Annotated in this window: 23 protein-coding genes; 9 read left to right on the top strand and 14 right to left on the bottom strand. The window is 64.6% G+C overall.

Going from position 1 to position 21,863, the window contains the following annotated elements; genetic code table 11:
• Positions 1-145: 145 nt before the first annotated feature.
• Together VKZ87_RS16280 and VKZ87_RS16275 are read right to left on the bottom strand one after the other, a co-directional pair.
• Positions 146-649 (bottom strand): CoA-binding protein, encoded by a 504-nt coding sequence (locus tag VKZ87_RS16280; protein ID WP_324222319.1) that lies wholly within the window; start codon positions 647-649, stop codon positions 146-148.
• A 5-nt stretch (positions 650-654) separates the two neighbouring features.
• Positions 655-1,464 (bottom strand): enoyl-CoA hydratase, encoded by an 810-nt coding sequence (locus VKZ87_RS16275; protein ID WP_324222318.1) that lies wholly within the window; start codon positions 1,462-1,464, stop codon positions 655-657.
• Positions 1,465-1,720: 256 nt separating this feature from the next.
• Here VKZ87_RS16275 and galU point away from each other — a divergent pair, with 256 nt between their 5' ends.
• Together galU and VKZ87_RS16265 are read left to right on the top strand one after the other, a co-directional pair.
• Positions 1,721-2,599: a UTP--glucose-1-phosphate uridylyltransferase GalU gene (gene galU / locus VKZ87_RS16270; protein WP_324222317.1), complete on the top strand. Its 879-nt coding sequence runs from the start codon at positions 1,721-1,723 to the stop codon at positions 2,597-2,599.
• A 40-nt stretch (positions 2,600-2,639) separates the two neighbouring features.
• Positions 2,640-3,971: a UDP-glucose/GDP-mannose dehydrogenase family protein gene (locus VKZ87_RS16265; protein WP_324222316.1), complete on the top strand. Its 1,332-nt coding sequence runs from the start codon at positions 2,640-2,642 to the stop codon at positions 3,969-3,971.
• On the opposite strand, the gene VKZ87_RS16260 is transcribed toward VKZ87_RS16265, so the two are convergent.
• The 3 genes from VKZ87_RS16260 to VKZ87_RS16250 form a co-directional block, all read right to left on the bottom strand.
• Complete coding sequence (locus tag VKZ87_RS16260; RefSeq protein WP_324222315.1) at positions 3,968-5,200, bottom strand: MFS transporter; 1,233 nt, start codon at positions 5,198-5,200, stop codon at positions 3,968-3,970. The two genes, VKZ87_RS16265 and VKZ87_RS16260, sit on opposite strands and share 4 nt — an antisense overlap.
• Before the next feature lie 2 nt (positions 5,201-5,202).
• Positions 5,203-6,276: an adenylate/guanylate cyclase domain-containing protein gene (locus VKZ87_RS16255; protein WP_324222314.1), complete on the bottom strand. Its 1,074-nt coding sequence runs from the start codon at positions 6,274-6,276 to the stop codon at positions 5,203-5,205.
• A gap of 111 nt (positions 6,277-6,387) precedes the next feature.
• Positions 6,388-7,533 carry a serine hydrolase gene (locus VKZ87_RS16250; protein WP_324222313.1) on the bottom strand — a complete coding sequence of 382 codons (1,146 nt, stop codon included), beginning with the start codon at positions 7,531-7,533 and terminating at the stop codon, positions 6,388-6,390.
• A 369-nt stretch (positions 7,534-7,902) separates the two neighbouring features.
• Here VKZ87_RS16250 and VKZ87_RS16245 point away from each other — a divergent pair, with 369 nt between their 5' ends.
• The 4 genes from VKZ87_RS16245 to clpA all read left to right on the top strand — a co-directional run bounded on the left by VKZ87_RS16245 (position 7,903) and on the right by clpA (position 12,118).
• Positions 7,903-8,511: a hypothetical protein gene (locus VKZ87_RS16245; protein ID WP_324222312.1), complete on the top strand. Its 609-nt coding sequence runs from the start codon at positions 7,903-7,905 to the stop codon at positions 8,509-8,511.
• A gap of 173 nt (positions 8,512-8,684) precedes the next feature.
• Entirely contained in the window at positions 8,685-9,215 is a 531-nt protein-coding gene (locus VKZ87_RS16240; RefSeq protein ID WP_324222311.1) for a phasin family protein, read from the top strand.
• A gap of 166 nt (positions 9,216-9,381) precedes the next feature.
• The gene (clpS, locus tag VKZ87_RS16235) at positions 9,382-9,711 is read left to right on the top strand and encodes an ATP-dependent Clp protease adapter ClpS (RefSeq protein WP_324222310.1); all 330 of its coding nucleotides are present in this window, start codon (positions 9,382-9,384) and stop codon (positions 9,709-9,711) included.
• 52 nt (positions 9,712-9,763) lie between these two features.
• On the top strand, positions 9,764-12,118 hold the full coding sequence (gene clpA, locus VKZ87_RS16230; protein ID WP_324222309.1) for an ATP-dependent Clp protease ATP-binding subunit ClpA: 2,355 nt from the start codon (positions 9,764-9,766) through the stop codon (positions 12,116-12,118).
• Between the two features lie 60 nt (positions 12,119-12,178).
• Here clpA and VKZ87_RS16225 read toward each other — a convergent pair whose 3' ends face one another.
• From VKZ87_RS16225 to VKZ87_RS16195, 7 genes are all read right to left on the bottom strand, one after another.
• Positions 12,179-12,610 carry an HIT domain-containing protein gene (locus VKZ87_RS16225; protein ID WP_324222308.1) on the bottom strand — a complete coding sequence of 144 codons (432 nt, stop codon included), beginning with the start codon at positions 12,608-12,610 and terminating at the stop codon, positions 12,179-12,181.
• 49 nt (positions 12,611-12,659) lie between these two features.
• Positions 12,660-13,844 (bottom strand): GNAT family N-acetyltransferase, encoded by a 1,185-nt coding sequence (locus VKZ87_RS16220; protein WP_324222307.1) that lies wholly within the window; start codon positions 13,842-13,844, stop codon positions 12,660-12,662.
• Positions 13,844-14,596, bottom strand: coding sequence for a glycerophosphodiester phosphodiesterase (locus VKZ87_RS16215; protein ID WP_324222306.1), 753 nt, complete (start codon positions 14,594-14,596; stop codon positions 13,844-13,846). Before VKZ87_RS16215 ends, VKZ87_RS16220 begins: the two co-directional genes overlap by 1 nt.
• A gap of 6 nt (positions 14,597-14,602) precedes the next feature.
• Entirely contained in the window at positions 14,603-15,070 is a 468-nt protein-coding gene (locus tag VKZ87_RS16210; RefSeq protein WP_324222305.1) for a RidA family protein, read from the bottom strand.
• Between the two features lie 6 nt (positions 15,071-15,076).
• Positions 15,077-15,538: a RidA family protein gene (locus VKZ87_RS16205; RefSeq protein ID WP_324222304.1), complete on the bottom strand. Its 462-nt coding sequence runs from the start codon at positions 15,536-15,538 to the stop codon at positions 15,077-15,079.
• Positions 15,539-15,607: 69 nt separating this feature from the next.
• Positions 15,608-16,318, bottom strand: coding sequence for a GGDEF domain-containing protein (locus VKZ87_RS16200; RefSeq protein ID WP_324222303.1), 711 nt, complete (start codon positions 16,316-16,318; stop codon positions 15,608-15,610).
• A 124-nt stretch (positions 16,319-16,442) separates the two neighbouring features.
• Entirely contained in the window at positions 16,443-17,405 is a 963-nt protein-coding gene (locus tag VKZ87_RS16195; RefSeq protein ID WP_324222302.1) for a D-glycerate dehydrogenase, read from the bottom strand.
• A gap of 97 nt (positions 17,406-17,502) precedes the next feature.
• On the opposite strand from VKZ87_RS16195, the gene VKZ87_RS16190 reads away from it, so the two are divergent.
• On the top strand, positions 17,503-18,336 hold the full coding sequence (locus VKZ87_RS16190; RefSeq protein ID WP_324222301.1) for an EipB family protein: 834 nt from the start codon (positions 17,503-17,505) through the stop codon (positions 18,334-18,336).
• Here VKZ87_RS16190 and VKZ87_RS16185 read toward each other — a convergent pair whose 3' ends face one another.
• Positions 18,337-19,254 carry an ROK family protein gene (locus tag VKZ87_RS16185; RefSeq protein ID WP_324222300.1) on the bottom strand — a complete coding sequence of 306 codons (918 nt, stop codon included), beginning with the start codon at positions 19,252-19,254 and terminating at the stop codon, positions 18,337-18,339.
• Between the two features lie 8 nt (positions 19,255-19,262).
• The gene (locus tag VKZ87_RS16180) at positions 19,263-19,943 is read right to left on the bottom strand and encodes a hypothetical protein (RefSeq protein ID WP_324222299.1); all 681 of its coding nucleotides are present in this window, start codon (positions 19,941-19,943) and stop codon (positions 19,263-19,265) included.
• A 124-nt stretch (positions 19,944-20,067) separates the two neighbouring features.
• On the opposite strand from VKZ87_RS16180, the gene VKZ87_RS16175 reads away from it, so the two are divergent.
• Both VKZ87_RS16175 and VKZ87_RS16170 read left to right on the top strand, forming a co-directional pair.
• Positions 20,068-20,442, top strand: a complete 375-nt coding sequence (locus VKZ87_RS16175; RefSeq protein WP_324222298.1) for a response regulator — start codon at positions 20,068-20,070, stop codon at positions 20,440-20,442.
• Positions 20,443-20,454: 12 nt separating this feature from the next.
• Entirely contained in the window at positions 20,455-21,816 is a 1,362-nt protein-coding gene (locus tag VKZ87_RS16170; RefSeq protein ID WP_324222297.1) for a PleD family two-component system response regulator, read from the top strand.
• Positions 21,817-21,863 lie beyond the last annotated feature (47 nt).

Raw genomic sequence — 21,863 nt, 5'->3', positions numbered from 1 at the left:
GTCTGGTAGATCGGCGTCGAACGCGCGCCGGTGACCGGATCGGGCGCGGTGCCGGCATGGACCTGCAGGGTATCGAAGCCGTAGGGAGAGGTATTCTCCGCCGCGCGGGAAGATGCCGCAGCCGCCTTGTTCTTCGGTTCCACGCTCAGATCCTGTTCTGCTTTCTGGAGTTGATGACGCGGGTGTTGACGCCCATCCAGCCGATTTCCCGGCTCAGGCGCCCGAACTCGATCTTGGGGCAGCGGTTCATCACCACCTTCAGGCCGGCAGCCTCGGCCTTCTTCGCCGCTTCGTCGTGGCGGACACCGAGCTGCATCCACAGCACCTTGGCGCCGATCCTGATCGCTTCGTCGGCGATCGGCGGGATCGCGTCGGAGGCGCGGAAGCAATCGACCATGTCGATCTTGACCGGAATCTCCGACAGCGAGGCATAGGCCTTTTCACCGAGAATCTCGTTGCCGGCTTCCTTCGGATTGACCGGAATGACCCGATAGCCCTTCTGCTGCAGGTATTTCATTGCGAAATAGGACGGACGGTTCCAGTTTGCACTGGCGCCCACCATGGCGATCACGTTCACCTGGCGCAGGATGCCGCGGATGTAATCGTCGTCATAGTGATCGTGGTCGATCTTATCGAGAACGGCACTCATGTTGCTCAGCAGCCTTGCCAGGTTGGGGTGCGTTTCTGCAGAAAGGCGTCGATGCCTTCCTCGGCGTCGCGGGCCAGCATGTTCTCCGTCATGACGCGGCTCGCATAATCATAGGCCTGGGCCAGCGGCAGTTCGAGCTGGCGATAGAAGGCCTCCTTGCCGATCTTCACGGTCAGCGGCGACTTCGAGGCGATCTGCCGGGCCAGCGCGAGCACCGCATCGTCCAGTTCGGCCTCGGGCACCACGCGATTGACCAGTCCGAGCTGGGCCGCGCGATCGGCCGGGACCATGTCGCCGGTCAGCAGCATTTCCATGGCATGCTTGCGGGACAGGTTGCGCGAAAGCGCCACCATGGGGGTCGAGCAGAACAGGCCAATATTGACGCCGGGCGTCGAGAAACGGGCGGTGTCGGCGGCGATGGCGAGGTCGCAGCTCGCAACCAGCTGGCAGCCGGCAGCCGAAGCTGTCCCGTGGACGCGGGCGATCACCGGCTGGGGCAGGGCGATCACCGACTGCATCAGCACCGAGCATTGCCGGAACAGTGCCTCGTATTTGTGGCGCCCGGGGTTGGCGCGGATTTCCTTGAGGTCATGGCCGGCGCAGAAGCCGGGGCCGCTGCCGCCGATGATCACCACCTTGATCGAGCGGTCGGCCCTGATGGCGTCCAGTTCGGCCTGCAGGGCGGTCATCAGGCCGGTGGACAGGCTGTTATAGGCTCTCGGCCGGTTGAGGGTGAGGCGCAGGATGGCCGGGTCGGGCCGGTCCCGCAGGACCGGCGCCTCGGCCTCGTTCGGCTGCTGTGGCGCGGCGGACATCTCGTCTCCGTGGCTGGCAACTGATGACAATTGGCGGGCATGATAGGGCGGTCGCTGTGCCGGGGAAAGAATGGCCGGCGCGACCCCGGTATTTTCCGGCTGGGGGCCCCCGGAATATGTTCATCGGGTGCCGGGGGAGGGGAACCGGAACGGTCACAGGACCGCCGGTTGCACCTGCCGCGAACGCAGCGTAAAACCCCGCGAGGCCTTGGCCGAATCGGCTCAAATCCCGAAAAACGAAGAAAGCTTAGCAGATATGATTCGTCCGATCCGCACAGCCGTTTTTCCCGTGGGTGGTCTTGGTACCCGGTTTCTGCCCGCCACCAAGGCGATGCCGAAAGAGATGCTGCCGGTCGTCGACAAGCCCCTGATCCAGTATGCGGTGGAAGAGGCACGCGCCGCCGGGATCGAGGAGTTCGTCTTCGTCACCGGCCGCGGCAAGCAGTCCATCGAGGATCATTTCGACCGGTCCTACGAGCTTGAGGACGTGCTGCGCGAGCGCGGCAAGAACGACCTGCTCGATGCGATCAACAGCTGGATGCCGAAATCCGGCCAGGTCTCCTATACCCGCCAGATGGAGCCGCTGGGCCTCGGCCATGCCGTGCGCTGCGCCAAGGCGCTGGTCGGCGACGAACCGTTTGCCGTGCTGCTGGCGGACGACCTGATCCTGTCGCAGAAGGGCTGCCTCGCCGAAATGGTCGAGGCCTACAACAGGGTCGGCGGCAACCTGATCGCCGCCATGGATGTGCCGCAGGAGCATACCAGGCGCTACGGCATCGTGAAGCCGGGCAAGGATGATGGCCCGCTGGTCGAGGTGAAGGGTTTGGTGGAAAAGCCCAAGCCTTCCGAGGCGCCGAGCCGGACCGCGGTGATCGGCCGCTACATCCTGCAGCCCCAGATCTTCGACCATCTCGACAGGGTCGAGCGCGGTGCGGGCGGCGAAATCCAGCTCACCGACGCGATGGCGCGCATGATCGGAGAGGTGCCGTTCCACGGCCTGCGCTTCAGCGGAACGCGCTATGATTGCGGCGACAAGGTCGGCTTCCTGCAGGCCAACATCGCGTTTGCCCTCGAACACCCGGACCTCAAGTCCGAAGTCCAGGATTTCCTCCGGGACATCGCCAGGACCCTGTGATCCTGCCTCCTGCCATTCCAACCCATCTGGGGAATAGACGATGCGCGTAGCCATGATCGGCACCGGTTATGTCGGCCTGGTTTCCGGGACCTGCTTCTCGGAATTCGGCCATACGGTCGTATGTGTCGACAAGAATCCGGATCGCATCGGCGCCTTGCAGCGCGGCGAGATTCCGATCTTCGAGCCGGGCCTCGATGATCTCGTCATGCGTAACGTGAAGGCCGGCCGTCTGTCGTTCACGCAGGACATCAAGGCCGCCGTTCAGGGTGCCGAAGCGGTGTTCATCGCGGTGGGCACACCGTCGCGGCGCGGTGATGGCGAGGCGGATCTGTCCTACGTCTACGCCGCCGCCAAGGAAATCGCCGAGGCGATGTCGCATTTCACGCTCGTGGTTACGAAATCCACCGTGCCGGTGGGCACCGGCCGCGAGGTGGAGCGCATCATCCGCCAGACCCGGCCCGACGCCGATTTCGAGGTCGCCTCCAACCCCGAATTCCTGCGTGAGGGCGCCGCGATCGAGGATTTCATGCGGCCCGACCGCGTGGTCTGCGGGGCCGAGAGCGACCGGGCGCGGGAAATCCTGCGCAACCTGTACCGGCCGCTCTATCTGAACGAGACGCCGATCCTGTTTACCGCGCTGGAAACGGCCGAGCTGATCAAGTACGCCGCCAATGCCTTCCTCGCCATGAAGATCACCTTCATCAACGAGATTGCCGATCTCTGCGAGAAGGTGAACGTCAACGTGCAGGACGTGTCGCGCGGCATCGGCCTGGATGGCCGCATCGGCAGCAAGTTCCTGCATGCCGGCCCGGGCTATGGCGGCTCCTGTTTCCCGAAGGACACCCAGGCGCTGGTCGCCACCGGCCGGAAATTCAGCTCGCCGCTGCAGATCATCGAGACGGTGGTGGCGATCAACGACACGCGCAAGCGCCGCATGGCCGAGAAGATCATCGCTGCCTGCGGCGGCTCGGTGAAGGGCAAGACGGTTGCGGTGCTGGGCCTGACCTTCAAGCCCGGGACCGACGACATGCGCGACAGTCCGAGCCTCGACATCATTCCCGCCCTGCAGAAGGCGGGTGCCGTGGTCCGCGCCTACGACCCCGAAGGCATGCATGAGGCGAAGAAGCTGCTGAACGACGTCGTCTGGTGCCAGGACGGCTACGAAGCCGCCGAAGGCGCCGACGTACTGGCGATCCTGACCGAGTGGAACCAGTTCCGCGCCATGGATCTTGCCCGGCTCAAGGAACTGCTGAAGCAGCCGGTCATGGTCGACCTGCGCAATATCTACAAGCCGGCTGAAATGGAGCAGGCGGGGTTCACCTACTATTCAGTGGGACGGCCGCCTGTGATGCCCGCCGGCGTATCGGCCTAGCGGGCGTCCGTCCGCCGGGGCAGCAGGTACCAGCCCAACGTCAGCAGCAGCAGCAGCAGCGCCAGCCCGAAGGTCCACTGGTAGGCCTCGGGCGGGTAGCTGCCCTGCGCATTGCGCGGCCAGAGATCGATCAGCCAGCCCATCCCGGCCTGTGCGACGAAGGTGAATCCGAACACCACGCCGTTCAGCAACGTATTCACCCGCCCGGCCTGTTCCGGCAGAAACTGCCCGCTCAGGATCGGGTAGGCCAGGACGGTCGTGTTGCACATGATGCCGAAGGCGATCCAGAGCAGCGGGGTGGTCGGATCCACGGCGCTGGCCATGACGGCCAGAACCACGGCATAGAGGACAACGCCCCAGACCATGGTGCGGCTGAGCGGAAAACCGCGGCGCTGCAGGCGATCGGCGGCGATGCCGGTCAGCGTGAAGCCCGCCGTCAGCGCGGCGGCCAGGACGAACAGCAGTTCCGCGGCACTGGCGCGATCCAGCCCGCCGACATCGCGCAGATAGGGGCCCGCCCAGAGGCCCTGGATCGACATGCCACTGCCCATGCCGATGATCGAGACCGGTGCGATGCGCCAGAAACGGGCATCCCTGAGAAAAGCGACGCATTCACGGAACTGCTTGCCCAGGCTGTCGGTCTGCCGCGTCTCGTTCGGCCGTTCGGGGACGACGAAGAAGATCATCGCGGCGGCGAATACCGTCATGCCCGCGAGAGCCCAGAACAGCACGGTCCAGTGGGCATGTTCGATGGCGAGTTCCACCGGCAGCGTCGCCGCCAGCGCGCCCAGGCCGCCGGCCGTCATGAAGACGCCGTTGGCCAGCGCCCAGCGTTCCTTGGGCAGCCACAGCGCAATCGCCTTCATCGCCGACATCAGGCCGCCGGCCACGCCGAAGCCGATCAGGGCGCGGCCGATCACGAGATGGCCGAGATTGCTGCCGAGGGCGAAGATTGCGGCGCCGGCGGCGGCAGAGAGCAGCAGGCAGGCCTGTACCCGGCGCGGACCGAAGCGGTCGAGCAGGATGCCGAGGGGGAGCTGGAAAGCCGCAAAGGCGACGAAATAGGTCGCGGTCAGGGTGCCGAGGTCGCCGGCGCCGATCCCCAGATCGCGCTGCAGGTTGGGCGCGATCACCGCGTTCACGCTGCGGAACAGGTAGGACATGAAATAGCCGCAGGCAAAAGGCAGCAGGACGCGGCCTGCGATGAAGGCCATGGTCGGATTGGTCATGTTTATGCGGGGGTGATGCTGTGGAGTGAGACGGGGGCGGATTTGCCGGGCAGCGGGAAGCTGCCCAGAGGATTGGCATGAAGGTCTTCGGGCAGGGGCGCGGCAGCCAGCGCTTCGTCCGATGCGATGACGCCGTGGTTCAGTTTCTTGGTCGCGGTTTCGATCTTGGCCGTCGTGTTCATCGTGTCGCCGAGCAGGCCGATCTCGCGTTTGACGATGCCCATCTCGCCGGCTACTACCGGGCCGGCATGCAGCACGGCGCGGAAATCCGGCGCGACGCCGAATTCGCGCAGATAGCTCTCGCCCAGCCGGGCGAGCCGTTCACGGGCCGCCATGACGGCCTTGTAGGCGCCCTCCGGCCGGCGGCGGCGGTCGTCGAGCGGCCAGGTGACGATCATCTCGTCGCCGACATATTTGTGGATGCTGCCCCGCCAGGCGAGGACCGGCTCGGCGAGATCGTTGAAAAAGCGGTTGAGCAGTTTGTGGAAGGCGAGATCGCCGATCTTCTCGGCGATCGCCGTCGAGCCGCGCATATCGAAAAAGACCAGCAGGCGGTTCTCCCGCCTTGGCCGGTGGTAATAGCCGCGCAGGAAATTCTGCAGCACGCCCGGCCCCAGCAGCATCGACACTTCCATCACGAAGTTGACGATCAGCGCGAAGACCAGGGAGAAGATGAAGGTGACCACGGTGACAGTGTTCAGACCGAAGCCGGGCGCTCCCTCCATCGCGAAAAGGGTACCCCCGAGCCAGTCGCCGCCGAGGATGAACGAGACGTAGGCGATTTCCTTCACCAGCAGCAACTGCAGGAAGGGCAGTTGCCGCAGGGGCATGCGGGCGCCGTTCACGAGGAAGATCTCGAACCAGCCGATCAGGCCGCCGATCACAAGGCCGGTGAAGGCGCCCCGCACGGCACCCTGGCGGGGCGAGGGCAGGTCGAGAATCTCGGTGACGGTCGCGCCGTAAATGGCACCGACCACCATCGCGGTCGCCACCAGCATGAACCACATGCGCAGGCCGCGGCGCCGCAGCTGGGTGCGGTCCTGAGAGGCTGATTTCTGCACGGTGCGGATCATCATGGGGTGGCTCGGCGGTCCTGCCAATCTAGTCCAGTCCGGAGGTCAGAGCAAAAATGAAGGGGCCTGCGGTGATTGCGGTCACCGCAGGCCCCTGGTTCGGAAAAACGGCGGTCAGCCGGCGTCCGGCGCTATGACCGAGCAGGACATCTTCTCACGCTTCAGGCGCTGGCACGCGCTGCGGGCATCGGTTTCGCTCAGGCCCGTGAAGCGGGCGCGGTAGAGCGTCTTCCTGCCGGAATCGACGGTGTCGACCAGCGGCTCGGCGGCCGGAAGCTTGGCCTTGACCCGGTTCAGCACGCGCTCCGCAGAGGCAGCCTTCTTGAAGGCGCCGAGCTGCACCGCCCATTCGCCCGCGGTCTCGTCGGCCTTCTTCACCTTCCCCGCCTTCGGCGATGTGGTTGGCGCGGCTTCGGCATTGGAAATCAGGCCGAAAGCGGGATTGCTGCGATCATCCTTCTGCGCCATGACGGGAGCGTTGTCGTCGGAATCGTCGAGCTTCCGGAAGGCGGCATCGAGCAGCTGGATCATCCGGTCGTCGCGGGCCTTGACGCTGGTGCCGCCGAAGACCACGCCGATGACGCGGCGGCCGTCGCGCTTGGCGGAAGCGACCAGGTTGAAGCCGGAGGCGCGGATGTAACCGGTCTTGATGCCGTCGACGCCGTCATAACGCTTCAGCAGGTGATTGTGGTTGCTGAACACCCGGTCGTTCCACTCGAACTCGGGGGTCGAGAAATACGTGTAGTAATCCTTGTGCTTCTGCAGCAGCGCCAGCGCCAGTGTCGCCATGTCGCGGGCGGTGCTCTTCTGCCTCGGATTGGGCAGGCCGGAGGCGTTGCGGAAGGTGGTGTTCTTCATGCCGAGCTGGCGGGCGCGCTGGGTCATCATCGTGGCGAAGCGCGACTCCGTGCCGCCGATGGCTTCCCCCAGCGCAACGGTCGCGTCGTTGGCCGACTTGGTGACGGCGGCAAGGATGGCGTCACGCACAGTCAGCGTTCCGCCGGCGCGGAGGCCGATCACCGAAGGCGCCTGGCCGGCGGCGTGGGCCGAGACCGGGATGCGCTGGTCGAGCTTCAGGCGACCTTCCTTGAGGGCGTCGAACGCCATGTAGAGGGTCATCATCTTGGTCAGCGAAGCGGGGTAGCGCAGGGTATCGGCTTCGTGGGCGTGCAGAACACGGCCTGTATCGGCGTCGAGGACAATGGCAGAATAGCCACCTGCGCGAACGTCCGTGGCGGACCAGACCAGGGCCGCGAGCATCAGGAAACAAATTGTAACAAAACGGAGCAGACTCTGCCCCTGAACCCCACGGAACCCCGCCATCAATCCCCCAAAACGGCTCTGCCGAACCCGGTGCGCCCGGGTCTCCCCCCAGCCGCGACTCGCTCTCAGGATATTAACCACGCAGCCTCTTGTCCAGCGGATTGAGTGCTAACAAGTTGAATCTCCATGGATTCATGCAGTAGTCTGCGAGAGCCCCGCGAACCAATCGGAAAGATTATGCGCTATTGGTTAACAAAGCCCTTGTCCCTTGCCCTGCTTTTCGCATTGGCTGCGGCAATTCCCGGATGCGCTTCCATTGGGCAAACCGACAACCCGATCATCCGGAGCTTTACCTGGGACCGGTATGTGGGGGGCGATGACATCGCGAGGGCCTGCGCTCCCGGCCAGCCGGATCGCTACCGTCTGGTCTACAATGCCATCGAGGATCGCCAGCGCCGCAACTACGACCTGACGGCGCTGCCGGAAGGCGGGGCCATGCTGGAAGCCCAGGTGATCGGGCCTGCCGTCCTCAACGACCCGCGGCGCGGCATCAGTGTCGCCGACCCGATACGGCCCTGGCGCGGCGAGGGTGCCCTGTACCGCCTCAATGCGGAAGAACTGGGCAGGGTGGTGGCCAGCCTGCAGGCGGCAGGCTTCGAGCAGCCGGCTCCCGAGGGGCTGGAACTGCGCGGCGACAGCTTCTTCTGGACGGTCAGCGCCTGTCGCAACGGCCAGTTCCATTTCCATGCCTGGGGTTGGCCCTCGGCCGAGTTCGACCGCATGGCCGTGCCGCTGCTGGAAACCATGCTGGCCTTCGACCGTACCGGGGTCGAGGCCCAGCGGCCCTACGCCGTTCCGCTGCCGCCGTACAGCAGCTACTTCCAGACCAGGGATCCTGTTGCACCGCCGAAGGTGCCATCCCGCTTCATCGTGGCGAAGAACGGGCTTAAATACTCCCAATCTCCTATTAACTAACTGTTTTAACTGGGAAAGTTTAGGCCAGCGAGAATTTTGTGCGCTGCACAAAATTCCCATTGACACTGGGGCGGTGCGTCCTTATCTTCTGCGTTGTTGCACCGCAGCATTTACGCCGATCCCGTCCGTACGGGCCCGGCACACGTCACCCCGGACGAGCAAGGACGACAGACATGGCTACCAAGACCAAGACCACCGAGGCCAAGACCGGCGCCTTCAACGGCCTGAATGGTCAGCCCTATGAAGCAATCCTGTTCTCCTCCAAGGAGCAGCTGGAGAAGGCGATGAAGGCCTCCGCCGAGGCTTTCGAGAAGGCCTTTTCGATGAGCAAGGACCGCTTCGACGTGCTTACCAAGAGTGTCGATGACGCCGCCAAGCTGGGCAAGGAGCAGGTCGACGCTCTCGTTTCGGCCAGCAATGTCGCGGCCAAGGGCATCGAGACGATCAATGCCGAGGTCATGGCCTTCACCAAGCATCAGATCGAAGACCAGATCTCCGCCACCAAGGCGATGATGGGCGCCAAGACCCTGCAGGAACTGATCGAACTGCAGAATGATTTCGCCAAGAACGCGTTCGAGGCCTACACCGCTCACACCACCAAGCTGAGCGAAGTTGCCGCCAAGACCGCCCAGGAGGCTTTCGCCCCGATCAACACGCAGCTGCAGGCTGCCGTTGAGAAGATGGTGAAGCCGCTCGCGGCCTGATCGGTCGCTGCCAGGATTTCCTCCCCAAGTAGCGTGATAGTGTATGGGGCCCGGCTTGCCGGGCCCCCTTTTTTTGTTCCGGCAGTGCTGGTATTTCTTAACGCCGAAGCCATATTCATTCCCAGGCGCTTCCGGTCCGGAGCGCCGCTGTAGTTGGGTTCGAGGCATGAGCGAACGGGATGGGCGCGAAGGGCGCGGGCGGACCGAGGTTGGCGTAGTCACCAAGACTCGTCCGAAGACGCAGAAGCCACCGATGTACAAGGTGCTTCTGCTGAACGATGACTACACCCCGATGGAATTTGTGGTCCATGTGCTCGAGCGGTTTTTCAACAAGCCGCGCGAGGAGGCCACGCGCATCATGCTGCATGTCCATCAGAAGGGTGTGGGAATCTGCGGCGTGTTCACTTACGAAATTGCCGAGACCAAGGTGACTCAGGTCACGGATTTTGCACGGCAACACCAGCACCCCCTCCAATGTACGATGGAACGGGATTAAGTGGGTAGAGTATAGTCAGCAGGGCTAGCCCCTGAATGGAGGCGTAAGGCGCATGGCATCATTTTCGCGCACGCTGGAGCAGACACTGCATCGGGCTCTTTCGCTCGCCGGCGCCAAGAAACACGAGTTTGCGACCCTCGAGCATCTGCTTTTCGCACTGACGGAAGATCAGGATGCGGTCGCCGTCCTGCGCGCCTGCAATGTGGATGTCGAGAAGCTGCGGCAGCGTCTGGGCGCGTTCATCGATGAGGAACTGCGCGGCCTGGTGGTTGCCATCCCCCAGGATGCGAAACCGACGCTGAGCTTCCAGCGCGCCGTCCAGCGGGCGCTTTTCCATGTCCAGTCCTCCGGCCGCGAGGAAGTCACAGGCGCCAATGTGCTGGTGGCGATCTTCTCGGAGCGGGAAAGCCATGCGGTTCATTTCCTGCAGGAGCAGGACATGACCCGTCTGGATGCCGTCAGCTATATCAGCCACGGGGTCGCCAAGGCGCCGGGGCGGGGCGAGCGTCGCCCGGTGCGCGGCGCCGACAGCGATGTCGAGCAGCGGGCCGAGCGGGCCGACCGCAGCGAGCGCGAGCGCGCCAGCAGCAAAGACAAGGAGGCGCTGAGCGCCTACTGCGTCAATCTCAATGAGAAGGCGAAGTCCGGCAAGATCGATGCGCTGATCGGGCGCGAACCCGAGATCGAGCGCACCATCCAGATCCTCTGCCGGCGCACCAAGAACAATCCGCTCTATGTCGGCGATCCCGGCGTGGGCAAGACGGCGATCGCCGAGGGTCTGGCCCGCCGCATCGTGCGCGGCGAAGTACCGGAGGTGCTGCGCGATGCCACGATCTATGCGCTCGACATGGGCAGCCTGCTGGCCGGCACACGCTATCGCGGCGATTTCGAGGAACGCCTGAAGCAGGTCATGCAGGAACTGGAGTCGCAGCCCGGCTCGATTCTGTTCATCGACGAGATGCACACTGTCATCGGCGCCGGTGCGACCTCCGGCGGGGCCATGGATGCGTCGAACCTGCTGAAGCCCGCCCTGGCATCCGGCGCGCTGCGCTGCATCGGCTCGACGACGTACAAGGAATTCCGGTCCTACATCGAAAAGGACCGTGCGCTGCTGCGCCGGTTCCAGAAGATCGACGTGAACGAACCGTCGGTCTCCGATGCGGTGAAGATACTGCGCGGCATCAAGACCTATTACGAGCAGCATCACAACGTCCGGTACACGGAAGACGCCATCAAGGCGGCCGTGGAGCTGTCGTCGAAATACATCAATGACCGCAAGCTGCCCGACAAGGCGATCGACGTCATCGACGAAGTCGGTGCGGCCGAACTGCTGAAGCCGGAGAGCCGCCGGCGCAAGACCATCGGCGTGAAGGAGATCGAGGCGATCGTTGCCAAGATCGCCCGCATCCCGGCGAAGTCGGTCTCGCGCGAGGACAAGGAAAGCCTGCGCAATCTGGAGGCCGAACTGAAGCGCGTGGTCTACGGACAGGATCAGGCGATCGAGGCGCTGGCGAGTGCGATCAAGCTGGCGCGGGCCGGCCTGCGCGAGCCGGAAAAGCCGATCGGCTGCTATCTCTTCTCGGGCCCGACGGGTGTCGGCAAGACCGAGGTGGCGCGTCAGCTTGCCAACATCATGGGTGTGGAGCTGACCCGCTTCGACATGTCGGAATACATGGAGCGGCACAGCGTGTCGCGCCTGATCGGCGCTCCTCCGGGCTATGTCGGCTTCGACCAGGGCGGCCTGCTGACCGACGCGGTCGACCAGCATCCGCATTGCGTGCTGCTGCTGGACGAGATCGAAAAGGCCCATGGCGACCTGTTCAACATCCTTCTGCAGGTCATGGACCACGGCAAGCTGACCGACAACAACGGCAAGCATGTCGACTTCCGCAACGTCGTGCTGATCATGACGACGAATGCCGGCGCCAGCGAGATGTCGAAACAGGCGATCGGCTTCGGCCGCGACATGAAGGAAGGCGAGGACGAAGAGGCGATCAAGAAGCTCTTCACGCCGGAATTCCGCAACCGTCTGGATGCGGTAATTCCGTTCGCGCCGCTGCCGCTGGAAGTCATCAATCGCGTGGTGGACAAGTTCGTCGCGCAGCTTGAGGGCCAGCTGGCAGATCGCAACGTGACGATCTCGCTGACCGACGAGGCACGTGCCTGGCTGGCGGACCGCGGCTACGACAAGCTCTACGGGGCGCGGCCGCTCGGCCGCATCATCCAGGAGCACATCAAAAAGCCGCTTGCGGACGAATTGCTGTTCGGCCAGCTGGTGAAGGGCGGTCACGTTCTTGTGAAAGTCGTCGACGGCAGACTTGCCTTCGAGTTCACCGCCGAGAAGGGCAGCGCGGCGAAAGGCGGTGAAACCGACGGCGCCGGCAAAGTCCCGGAATTCGCGAACTAGCCAGGTTTACCAGGCGTTATTCCGTCACCTTCTTCCCCGGCGCTGCGCCGGGGAAGAATCTCATTCCAGGCGCGCCCGGATATCGGCTGCCAGCCTGGAGATTTCCTCGTGATTGCCCGGCGTGAGGCTCCAGTTCAGCTTGGCATTGTCGCCCAGCCGTCGCGGTAGCACATGGACATGGTAATGCAGTACCGACTGCGCAGCGCCCCGACCGTTCGCCTGCACGATATTGATGCCGTCATTCGGCACCGTCTCGGCCACGGCGGCGGCCACCTTCTTGGCCATCCGGGCGACTGCCGCAACGGCGTCGTCGCTGGCCTCGTGGACATTGGCATAGTGGCCCTTGCTCAGCACCAGGGCATGGCCGTGGTTGAACGGGTTGATGTCCATGATGGCGAAGGTGGCGGCATCCTCGCAGAGCCTGAAGCTCGGAGCCTCGCCCCTGACGATCTTGCAGAAGATGCAGCCTGCGTCATGCGGCAGTTCGGCCATGGTTTCCTCCCGGATTTTTCCCGAGTTTAGACCGGCAGGAGAAGCGGCGCTATTCGCTTTCGGGCACCGGCCCGGTCTGGCGGAAAGGGGAGTGCTGGTCCAGCGCCTCGATCAGCCCCGCCATATGGGCGCGTTCCTGCTGGAGATAGCGGCCGATGGCATCGTGGAAGCGCCGGTCGGCCATCCAGTGCACGGAATGGATCGGCACGGGAAGATAGCCGCGGGCCAGCTTGTGCTCACCCTGGGCACCAGCCTCGACCCGTTTCAGCCGGTGCCGGATCGCGTATTCGATTGCCTGGTAGTAGCAGCATTCGAAATGCAGGAAGGGATGATACTCAATGCAGCCCCAGTTGCGGCCATAGAGGGTATCTTTGCCCCGCATGTTCCAGGCACCGGCGATCCAGCGGCCGGCGCGGCGCGCCAACACCAGCACGACGCGGTCCGCCATCGAGGCATGCAGCCGGCGGAAGAAGTCGCGGTTCAGGTACGGGCGGCCCCATTTGCGGCTGCCCGTATCCATGTAGAAAGTGAAGAAGGCATCCCAGTGCTCGTCGGTCAGTTCGCTGCCCGACAGCGTGACGATCTCAAGGCCCGACTCCACCGCCTCTCGGCGCTCCTTGCGGATCGCCTTGCGCTTGCGCGAGGCCAGCCGGGCGAGGAAGTCGTCGAAATCGGCATAATCCTCGTTCATCCAGTGGAACTGTTCGCCGATCCTCAGCAGCATGCCGTCCTCGATCGCAAGGGCGCTCTGGTCCTCCGGCAGGAAATTCACGTGCAGGGATGACAATTCATACCGCCGCGCCAGTTCGCGGCCGCCTTCCAGCAGGGCCGGGATGATTGTCTTCGGATCAGATTCGGGCGGCAGCAGGAAGCGCGGTCCCGTGACCGGAGTGAAGGGCACCGCCGACAGTAGCTTCGGATAATAGGGCATCCCGCTGCGGGCATAGGCATCCGCCCAGGCATGATCGAAGATGTATTCGCCCTGGCTGTGGCCTTTGACATAGAGCGGCAGGATGCCGAGCAGCCGGCTGCTCGCATCCTCGGCGACCAGATGGATCGGCTGCCAGCCGGTGCGCGGCGAGACGCAGCCCGATTGCTCGAGGGCATTCAGAAAGGCATGGGCGACAAAGGGATTGTCGTCGCCGGCACAGCGGTCCCAGGCATCGGCCGGAAGGTCGGCGACCCTGTCCAGCGTGCGGATGGAGATCTCGGCCGCCTTTGCCGCCTTGCTCATCAGGATGCCGAGAGATCCTCGAAAATGATGTTGTCGGCATGGGCCGCGGCGCGGGCCCGCTCGGTCGGGCTGCGCACGGTCCAGCTCAGAATGGGCAGCCTGCGGCGGCGTGCCGCGGCCGTGATCTCGGAGGGCAGGTCGCGCACGTCATAGGCAAGGAAGTCCGGATCGCCGTAACCAGTCATGAGGGCCCGCTTCAGCTGCAGTCTGGTAAACCAGCTAAGGTCCTTGGTCATATTGGCAAGGTCGGTCGAAATCTGGCCGCGCAGGATCTGCGGCGCGTTCTTCTGGAACCACTTCACCGTGCGCGGGCTGAAGGACTGCACGGCAAAGGGGCCTGGATAATGCTGCAGCATGCGGGCGACGCTGGCTTCGAGGATGCCGGCCGGTTCACCCTTGTCCTTCTTGATCTCCACCAGTAGCGGCACCTGTCCGCGGACCTGGTCGAGGACGTCGCGAAAACTCGGCACCGTTTCCTCCGTGCCAAGCAGCTTCATGGTCTTGAGTTCGGCAAGCGGAGTGCGATCCACCCTGCCGTCACGGCCGCAGAGACGCTTCAGATCGGCATCATGGAAGACGACGACCTGCTGGTCTCCCGTGATCCGCACGTCCAGCTCGATGGCATATCCGGCGTCCATCGCCTTCTGGAAGGCCAGTCGCGAATTTTCCGGAATGCCCCTCGCGATGTCATGCAGGCCGCGATGGGCTATCGGCGTCCTGGTCAGCCATTTTGGAAGGTCGGGTTTGCTCATGGACACTCAGCGGATGAGGAAAATGCCATCGGCCTCGAAGGCGATGTCGAAGGGCAGGGACGGCGCCGTGGTGGCCGAGCGTGCCGGGCGCTTCTCCGCGCCGAACAGTTCGGTCAGCAGGTCGGTGGCGCCATCGGCGACCTTGTGTGCCTCCAGAAATTCCGGCACGGCGTTGACCAGGCAGAGCAGCTTCACGCAGCCTTCGATCCGGTCGAGATCGCCGCCGCAGGCCACTTTCACATGGGCGAGCAGATTCAGCGCGGTCAGCCGGGCGGCAGCGTAGCCGTCCTCCAGTTTCAGTTCGCGTCCAAGCTTGCCCTTGTGGCGCACCGTCTGACCCCAGGTCGGGCCGACGCCGGAGACATGGATCTGACGCCCGACCGTGACGAAGCCGACATAGTTGGCGACCGGCTGGTGCGCCGGCGGCAGTTCCAGCCCGAGTTCCTTCAGGCGGGCCTCGATGCGGCCAGACATGCGTGGTCAGGCGATCTCGAAAATGGCGTCCACTTCGACGGCGACGCCGCGCGGCAGCACATTGGCGCCAACGGCGAAACGGGCATGCTTGCCGGCCTCGCCGAACACCTCGACCATCAGGTCGGAAGCGCCGTTGATCACCTGCGGCTGGTTGGTGAAATCGGGCGTGCAGTTGACGAAGCCACCGAGCTTCACGCAGCGCTTCACACGGTCGAGGCTGCCGCCGCAGGCGGCGCGGACCTGCGCGATGATGTTCAGGCCGCAGAGGCGGGCCGCCGCCACGCCGTCTTCCAGCGAGAGGGTGTCGCCGACACGGCCGATGTAGCGCACCTCACCATTCCAGATGGTGATCTGACCGGCAACGAAGACCAGATTTCCGCTCACCACATAGGGCACATAATTCGCGGCCGGCGCGGCCGGCTGCGGCAGTTCGATTTTCAGGCTGGCGAGGCGGGCGTCATGGCTCATTTTGCAGTTTCCCGGCTGATCGACATTCTCTGTCGGTTCTAGCCCGGAAGCGGCAGGGCCGCAACGCGCTCAGGCGTTTCCGGGGCGCTTGGTCTGCTTACTCGCATACATGGCACGGTCGCTGGCACGCAGCAGCGCCTGCAGCTCGCTGTCGCCGTCATACGCCGCCCAGCCGCAGCTGACGGCGAGCGGAATGAGATGGTCCCCGAAGCGCAGCGGCCGGCGTTCGATCCGGGCGGCGAGATCGGACAGCCGGTGTTCGGCCTGTTCCGGCGCGGCGCCCGGGAGCACGAGCACGAATTCATCACCGTGGAGGCGGGCCACGAAGTCGGTTGCCCTGCCGGCGGGCCGCAGCCGCATGGCGAGCTGGCAGAGCACCGCATCGCCGGCGGCATGGCCCAGCCGGTCGTTGATGGCTTTGAAACGGTCGACGTCGATGAAGGCCAGCGTGCCGCCCCGGTTTTCCCGGCGGGCGCGCGCGAGTTCGAGTTGCATGTATTGTTCGAAGGCGCGGCGGTTGGGCAGGCCGGTGAGTTCGTCGGTGGTGGAGACGGCTTCCAGCTCGGCCACGCGCCGGCTGAGATCGAGAAGCTGCTGTTCACTCTCGGCCGCCGCCGTGAGAATCTGCTCGACCAGTTCATGCTTGCGCGGATCCGGGTCGCGGCGCAGCGACAGGCGGAGGCGCAGCACCAGACTGGCAAAGCCCGGGGCAGCCGCGTGGGGTGCCGGCTGGGTCCAGCTGGCGGTCAGGATATCGTTGGCAGGTCTCGCAAGGGTCATGGCGAAGCGGGCGATGCAGTCTGTCTCTCAGGGACAGAGTAGCAAGCCGCATGCCACAGGAATTTGGCGGAAATCCGCAGATACTATCCGTGCGACCGGGCAGTTTTTGCCGGGTCCATCAACCTCACCAGAGCGCGTGGGGTGCCGGGCGGCCCTGCAGCACGGCATCGATGTTGTCCAGGGCCATGAAGCCCATCCGGTCGCGGGTCTCGATCGTCGCGCTGCCGATATGCGGCAGCAGGTAGGCGTTCGGCAGGTTCAGATAGGCGGGGTTCAGGGCCGGTTCGCCGGCAAAGACATCCAGCCCCGCAGCGCGCAGCCGGCCGGATTTCAGCGCCGCGATGAGGGCGGCATCGTCGATCATGTCGCCGCGCGCGGTATTCACGACGACGGCCCCTTCGGGCATCAGCGCAATGCGTTCCGCATCCAGGATGCCACGCGTTTCCGGCGTGGAGGGCGCGTTGATCGACAGGACATCGCTGACCCTGAGCAGGCTTTCCAGCGAGGGATGATACACCGCGCCTTCCTCCTGGTCTGCCGGCAGCCGCTTCCGGTTGTGATAGTGGATCACCATCCCGAAGCCGCGGGCCCGCCGCGCCACGGCCTGGCCGATCCGGCCCATGCCGTAGATCCCGAGGCGTTTTCCGCCAAGATCGATGCCGAGCAGCATGGTGGCATGCCAGCCCTTCCACTGGCCCTGCCGGACCAGCTGCTGCGCTTCATAGGCCCGCCGTGCCGCGCCCAGTATCAGGAGTAGCGCGATATCGGCCGTGGCTTCCGTCATCGCCCCCGGCGTGTTGGTTGCCATGATGCCGCGCGCCTTGCAGGCCGCCACATCGATATGCTCGTAGCCCACGGAGAAGGTCGCGATCACTTTCAGCCGTGCGGGCAGTCTCTCAAGCAGGGCCGGCGTGATCTTCTCAGACGTGCAGATCAGCATGGCATCGGCATCGGCGGCCTTTTCCGCCAGCTCGGCCTCGCTGTAAATGCGGTCATCGGGATTGAGCCGGGCGTCATAGTCGCGGCGCAGCCGCTCTTCAACGGCTGCCGGCATTCGCCGGGTCACCAGGACGGTTGGCTTGCTCATGCGATCCTCTCCCTGCCGCTTCACCGCGCGGTGCGTGTTCCCTTCTTTTCCGAGTAACGGTATTCTCGCGCAAGAGTTTTCGTTGCGAGGGACGAGCGTGCCCATCCTACGGTTGTGTATTCTGCTGCTGTTCTGCGTGGGCCTGCTGGTGCCCCGTTCCCTTCCGGCTGCAGATGCCGCCGAAGTCGAGGCTTTCGGCCAGAGCCTCGTCTCGCACCGGGCGTTCTATTCACTCTCCGTCGCCCGGCTTGACCCGCGGAATTACCGGCAGGGGGTAACCGGCGGTCTGAGCCTCGAGTTCGTCAATGCCTGCGACGGCTATGTCCTGAACCAGCGTTTACTGATCGAGATCAGCACAGAGGATGGCCCGGTGCTGAACGACATGGTGCTGAATTCATGGGAATCGCTGAACGGGAAGCGTTTCCGCTTCAAGCTGCGCGACGAGGTCAATAACGACCTCGACCAGCAGCTCGACGGCGATGCCGCGCTGGGCGAAGACGGGGAGCCCGGAAGGGTGACTTTCACGCTGCCGCCCGACACCGAACTGGAACTGCCGCCCGGCACGATGTTCCCGACCGAGCATACGATCCGGCTGTTGCTGCTGGCACGGAAAGGGGTGAATTGGTTCCAGGCGCCCGTCTATGACGGCTCTTCGCCAGATTCCTATGCCGAGGTCGGCGCCTTCATCGGCAGCGAGCTGCCGCCCGAGACCAGTGAGGAGCCGTTGCTGAAGGACATGAAGGGCCAGCGCTCGTGGCGTATCCGGCTGGCCTATTTCACCTCCGAAAAATCGCAGGACACACCGGATTACGAGATCGGCTACCGCCTCTTCGAGAACGGCGTGGCCGAGGACATCGTGTTCGATTACGGCGATTACGCCATCCGCGCCAGCCTGCGGCAGCTCGAGATCAGGCCGAAGGACGGCTGCTGATCAGATCGGCGCCGGCGGCGTACCCGGCGGCCAGAGCCAGGCCGCGCCGCGCACGCCGGAACTGTCGCCATGCTGGTTTTTCACCAGCGGCGTCGTGACCGTGTCGGAGAAGGCAAAAGCGGCCCAGAGCCTGGGCACGTTGGCATAGAGCCGGTCCAGGTTCGACAGCCCGCCGCCGAGCACGACGACATCCGGATCCAGCACATTGAGGATGGCCGCAAGCCCGCGGGCCAGACGATGTTCGTAGCGTTGCAGCGCCAGCTCGGCGGCCTGATCGCCGGCCCCGGCCGCGGCGACGATGGCGCTGCCATCCAGCTCCCGGCCGGTTGCCTGGCGGAAATCCAGTTCCAGCCCGGTTCCCGACAGAAAGGTTTCCTGGCAACCGTATTTGCCGCAGTAGCAAAGCGGCCCGGGCAGTTCCGACGGCTCGCGCCAGGGCAGGGGGATATGGCCCCATTCGCCGGCGATGGCATTCGGCCCGACAAGCACGCGACCGTCGACCACGATCCCGGAGCCGCAGCCGGTGCCCAGAATGGCGCCGAACACCACCGGATAGCCACGTCCGGCGCCGTCGCTGGCTTCCGACAGCGCGAAGCAGTTGGCATCGTTGGCCAGCCGCACGCGCCGGCCGGTCGCCGCCGTCAGGTCGCGGTCCATCGCATGACCGATCAGCCAGACCGAGTTGGCATTCTTGATCAGGCCGGTTGCCGGCGAGATCGTGCCGGGAATGCCGACGCCGACCGGCCCGGCCTCGCCGGCCTCCGCCTCCGTAGCCTGGACGAGGTCGCGGATCGCCGTCACCGTGGCACGGTAGTCGCCGCGCGGCGCGGGAATGCGGCGCCGCGCCCGGATCGTGCCGTCGTCGGCCAGCGCGATGGCCTCAATCTTGGTCCCGCCGAGGTCAACTCCGATACGCATGCCGCTGCCTATGTGCCGACCAGCAATGCCGACACATGGTCATGGATTTCAGCCCATGACGCGACCCGATGATGGCAGTCCGGCGCCGGCCCTAGCAGGGCGGCAAGCCGGTGATCGGCCACAAAATGCAGGCGATGCACCTCCGGCGCCAGCCTGGCGACGGAGGTATGGTTGTGGGGGATATCGTCGATGAAGATGGCTGGCCCGGGAACCCGTCTGAGCAGGGCGGACACTGCCGGCCCTTTCGACCCGCTATTAGCTATCAGCGGGTAGGGCATGCCATGCCGGGCCAGGGCGCGCTCTCGCGCCTGGCGCGCCAGTGCCGGTACGTTGCTCAGCACCACCACCTGCATACGATCCCGCAGCCGCTCCAGGGCTGCGGCAGCACCGTCCACCGGTTCCATATCTTCCGTGGCATCGGCGAAGAAGCGCTGCAGCAGAAGGTGCAGTTCCTCGGCCAGAACCACGCTGTCATCCAGCCGCCGTCGGATGTTGCCGTGCAGGGCATAGGACTGCCAGTCAAAGTAGAGCTTCCGGCTCTCCAGGAATCGCTCCAGGCCCCGCATGAAGTAGAACAGCACCTCGTCGGCATCGACGATCAGCAGCGGCCGGCCGGGGGTGAGCGCCAGGGCGGCGATCTGGTCGGCTACCGCAGCGGGGAGGGCGTCGGGTTCCTTGGTTTTCAACATGATCCTGCTCGGGAAGGTGTTCTTATACGGCTTGGCCGGGCCGGGCTGGGATGTTACAAGATGCTGGATAATCTGCAAAATCACGGCGCAGGGCGACGGTTAGACTATCCGGGGAAGGCAGCTGATGAGCAAGACCGTTTTGATCGTCGAGGACAACGAACTCAACATGAAGTTGTTCCACGACCTGCTGGATGCCCATGGCTACCGGACCCTGCAGACGAAGGACGGCATGGAAGCCCTGGCGATGGTGCGCCAGCACCGGCCCGACCTGATCCTGATGGACATCCAGCTGCCGGAAGTCTCGGGCCTTGAAGTCATCAAGTGGATCAAGGAAGACGACAACCTGCGCTCCATTCCGGTCGTTGCGGTCACCGCTTTCGCCATGAAGGGCGACGAGGAGAAGATGCGCGAGGGCGGCTGCGATGCCTATATCGCCAAGCCGATCTCGGTCGGCAAGTTCATCGAAACGGTGAAGCAGTTCCTGGATGCCAAAGCCTGAACAAGCTTCCCGATGACCGCGCGCATTCTGGTCGTCGATGACATCAGCACCAACATCAAGGTGCTCGAAGCCAAACTGACCAGCGAATACTACGAGGTGATCACCGCCGGCAGCGGGCCGGAGGCGCTCGAGGCTGCTGTCACGCAGAAGCCCGACCTCATCCTGCTCGACGTGATGATGCCGGGCATGGACGGTTTCGAAGTCTGCCGGCGGCTCAAGGCAGATTCCGAAACCGCCCATATCCCGGTGATCATGGTCACCGCGCTCGGCGACCCGGAAGACCGGGTGCAGGGCCTGAGCGCCGGCGCCGACGATTTCCTGACCAAGCCGGTCGACGATGTCGCGATGTTCGCCCGCGTGCGTTCGCTGCTGCGGGTCAAGCTGATGCTGGACGAGCTGCGCATGCGCGAGCGCACCTCCGCCACGCTCGGCGTGATCTCGCCCCCGGTGCCGAACGTGCATGAGGATTATGCCTCGGCCCGGCTGCTGGTGGTGGAGGACAATCCGCGCGATCAGGTGCGGCTGCAGCGCATGATCGAGGGGCAGTTCCAGATCGAGATGACTGCGGACGGCGCCGAGGCGCTGGTCCGTGCCCGCAACGCCGAATACGATTCCGTGGTGATCAGTCTGGCGCTGCAGAACCCCGACGGCTTGCGGCTGTGCTCGCAGTTCCGCACCACGGAAGAAACGCGCAACGTGCCAATCCTGCTGCTGGTGGGTCCGGATGACCAGCGGCAGCTGGTGAAGGGGCTGGAGATCGGCGTCACCGATTACGTCGTGCGGCCGATCGATCGCAACGAGTTCATCGCCCGGCTGCGCGCCCAGGTGCGGCGCAAGCGCTATCAGGACCGGCTGCGGCTGCACTACCAGCAGAGCATCGAGATGGCGGTCACGGATTCCCTGACCGGCCTGTATAACCGCCGTTACATGGCGTCGCATCTGGCGACGCTGCTGGACCGCGCCAGCCAGCGCGGCACGGCCGTGCTGATCCTCGACCTGGATTACTTCAAGCAGGTCAACGATACCCATGGTCACCAGGCCGGCGACGAAGTGCTGCGCGAGATCGGCAACCGCATCGTCCGCAACATCCGCGGAATCGACATGGCCTGCCGCTATGGCGGCGAGGAATTCGTGGTGCTGATGCCCGACACGGATATCGATTCGGCCGAGGTGGTCGCCAATCGCCTGCTGCAGGCCATCGGCGGCAAACCCGTACCGGTCCGCGATGCGGGGGAACTGACGGTGACCTGCTCGATCGGCTGCACCGCCTCCGCCCCCGGCGACACGGCGGAAAGTCTCCTCAAGCGGGCGGACGACGCCTTGTACGAGGCGAAGAACGGCGGCCGCAACCGGATCATCTACCGGCGGGTGTAGCCCACAACGGTGCCGGCCAAATGAAAAGCCCCGCCAGGGGCGGGGCT

This window comes from Ferrovibrio sp. (genome assembly GCF_035304305.1).
In the GTDB taxonomy this organism is placed as follows: Bacteria; Pseudomonadota; Alphaproteobacteria; order Ferrovibrionales; family Ferrovibrionaceae; genus Ferrovibrio.
The sequence above is the reverse complement of the archived record's forward strand: the minus strand, read 5'-3'. Positions and strand labels throughout refer to the sequence as shown.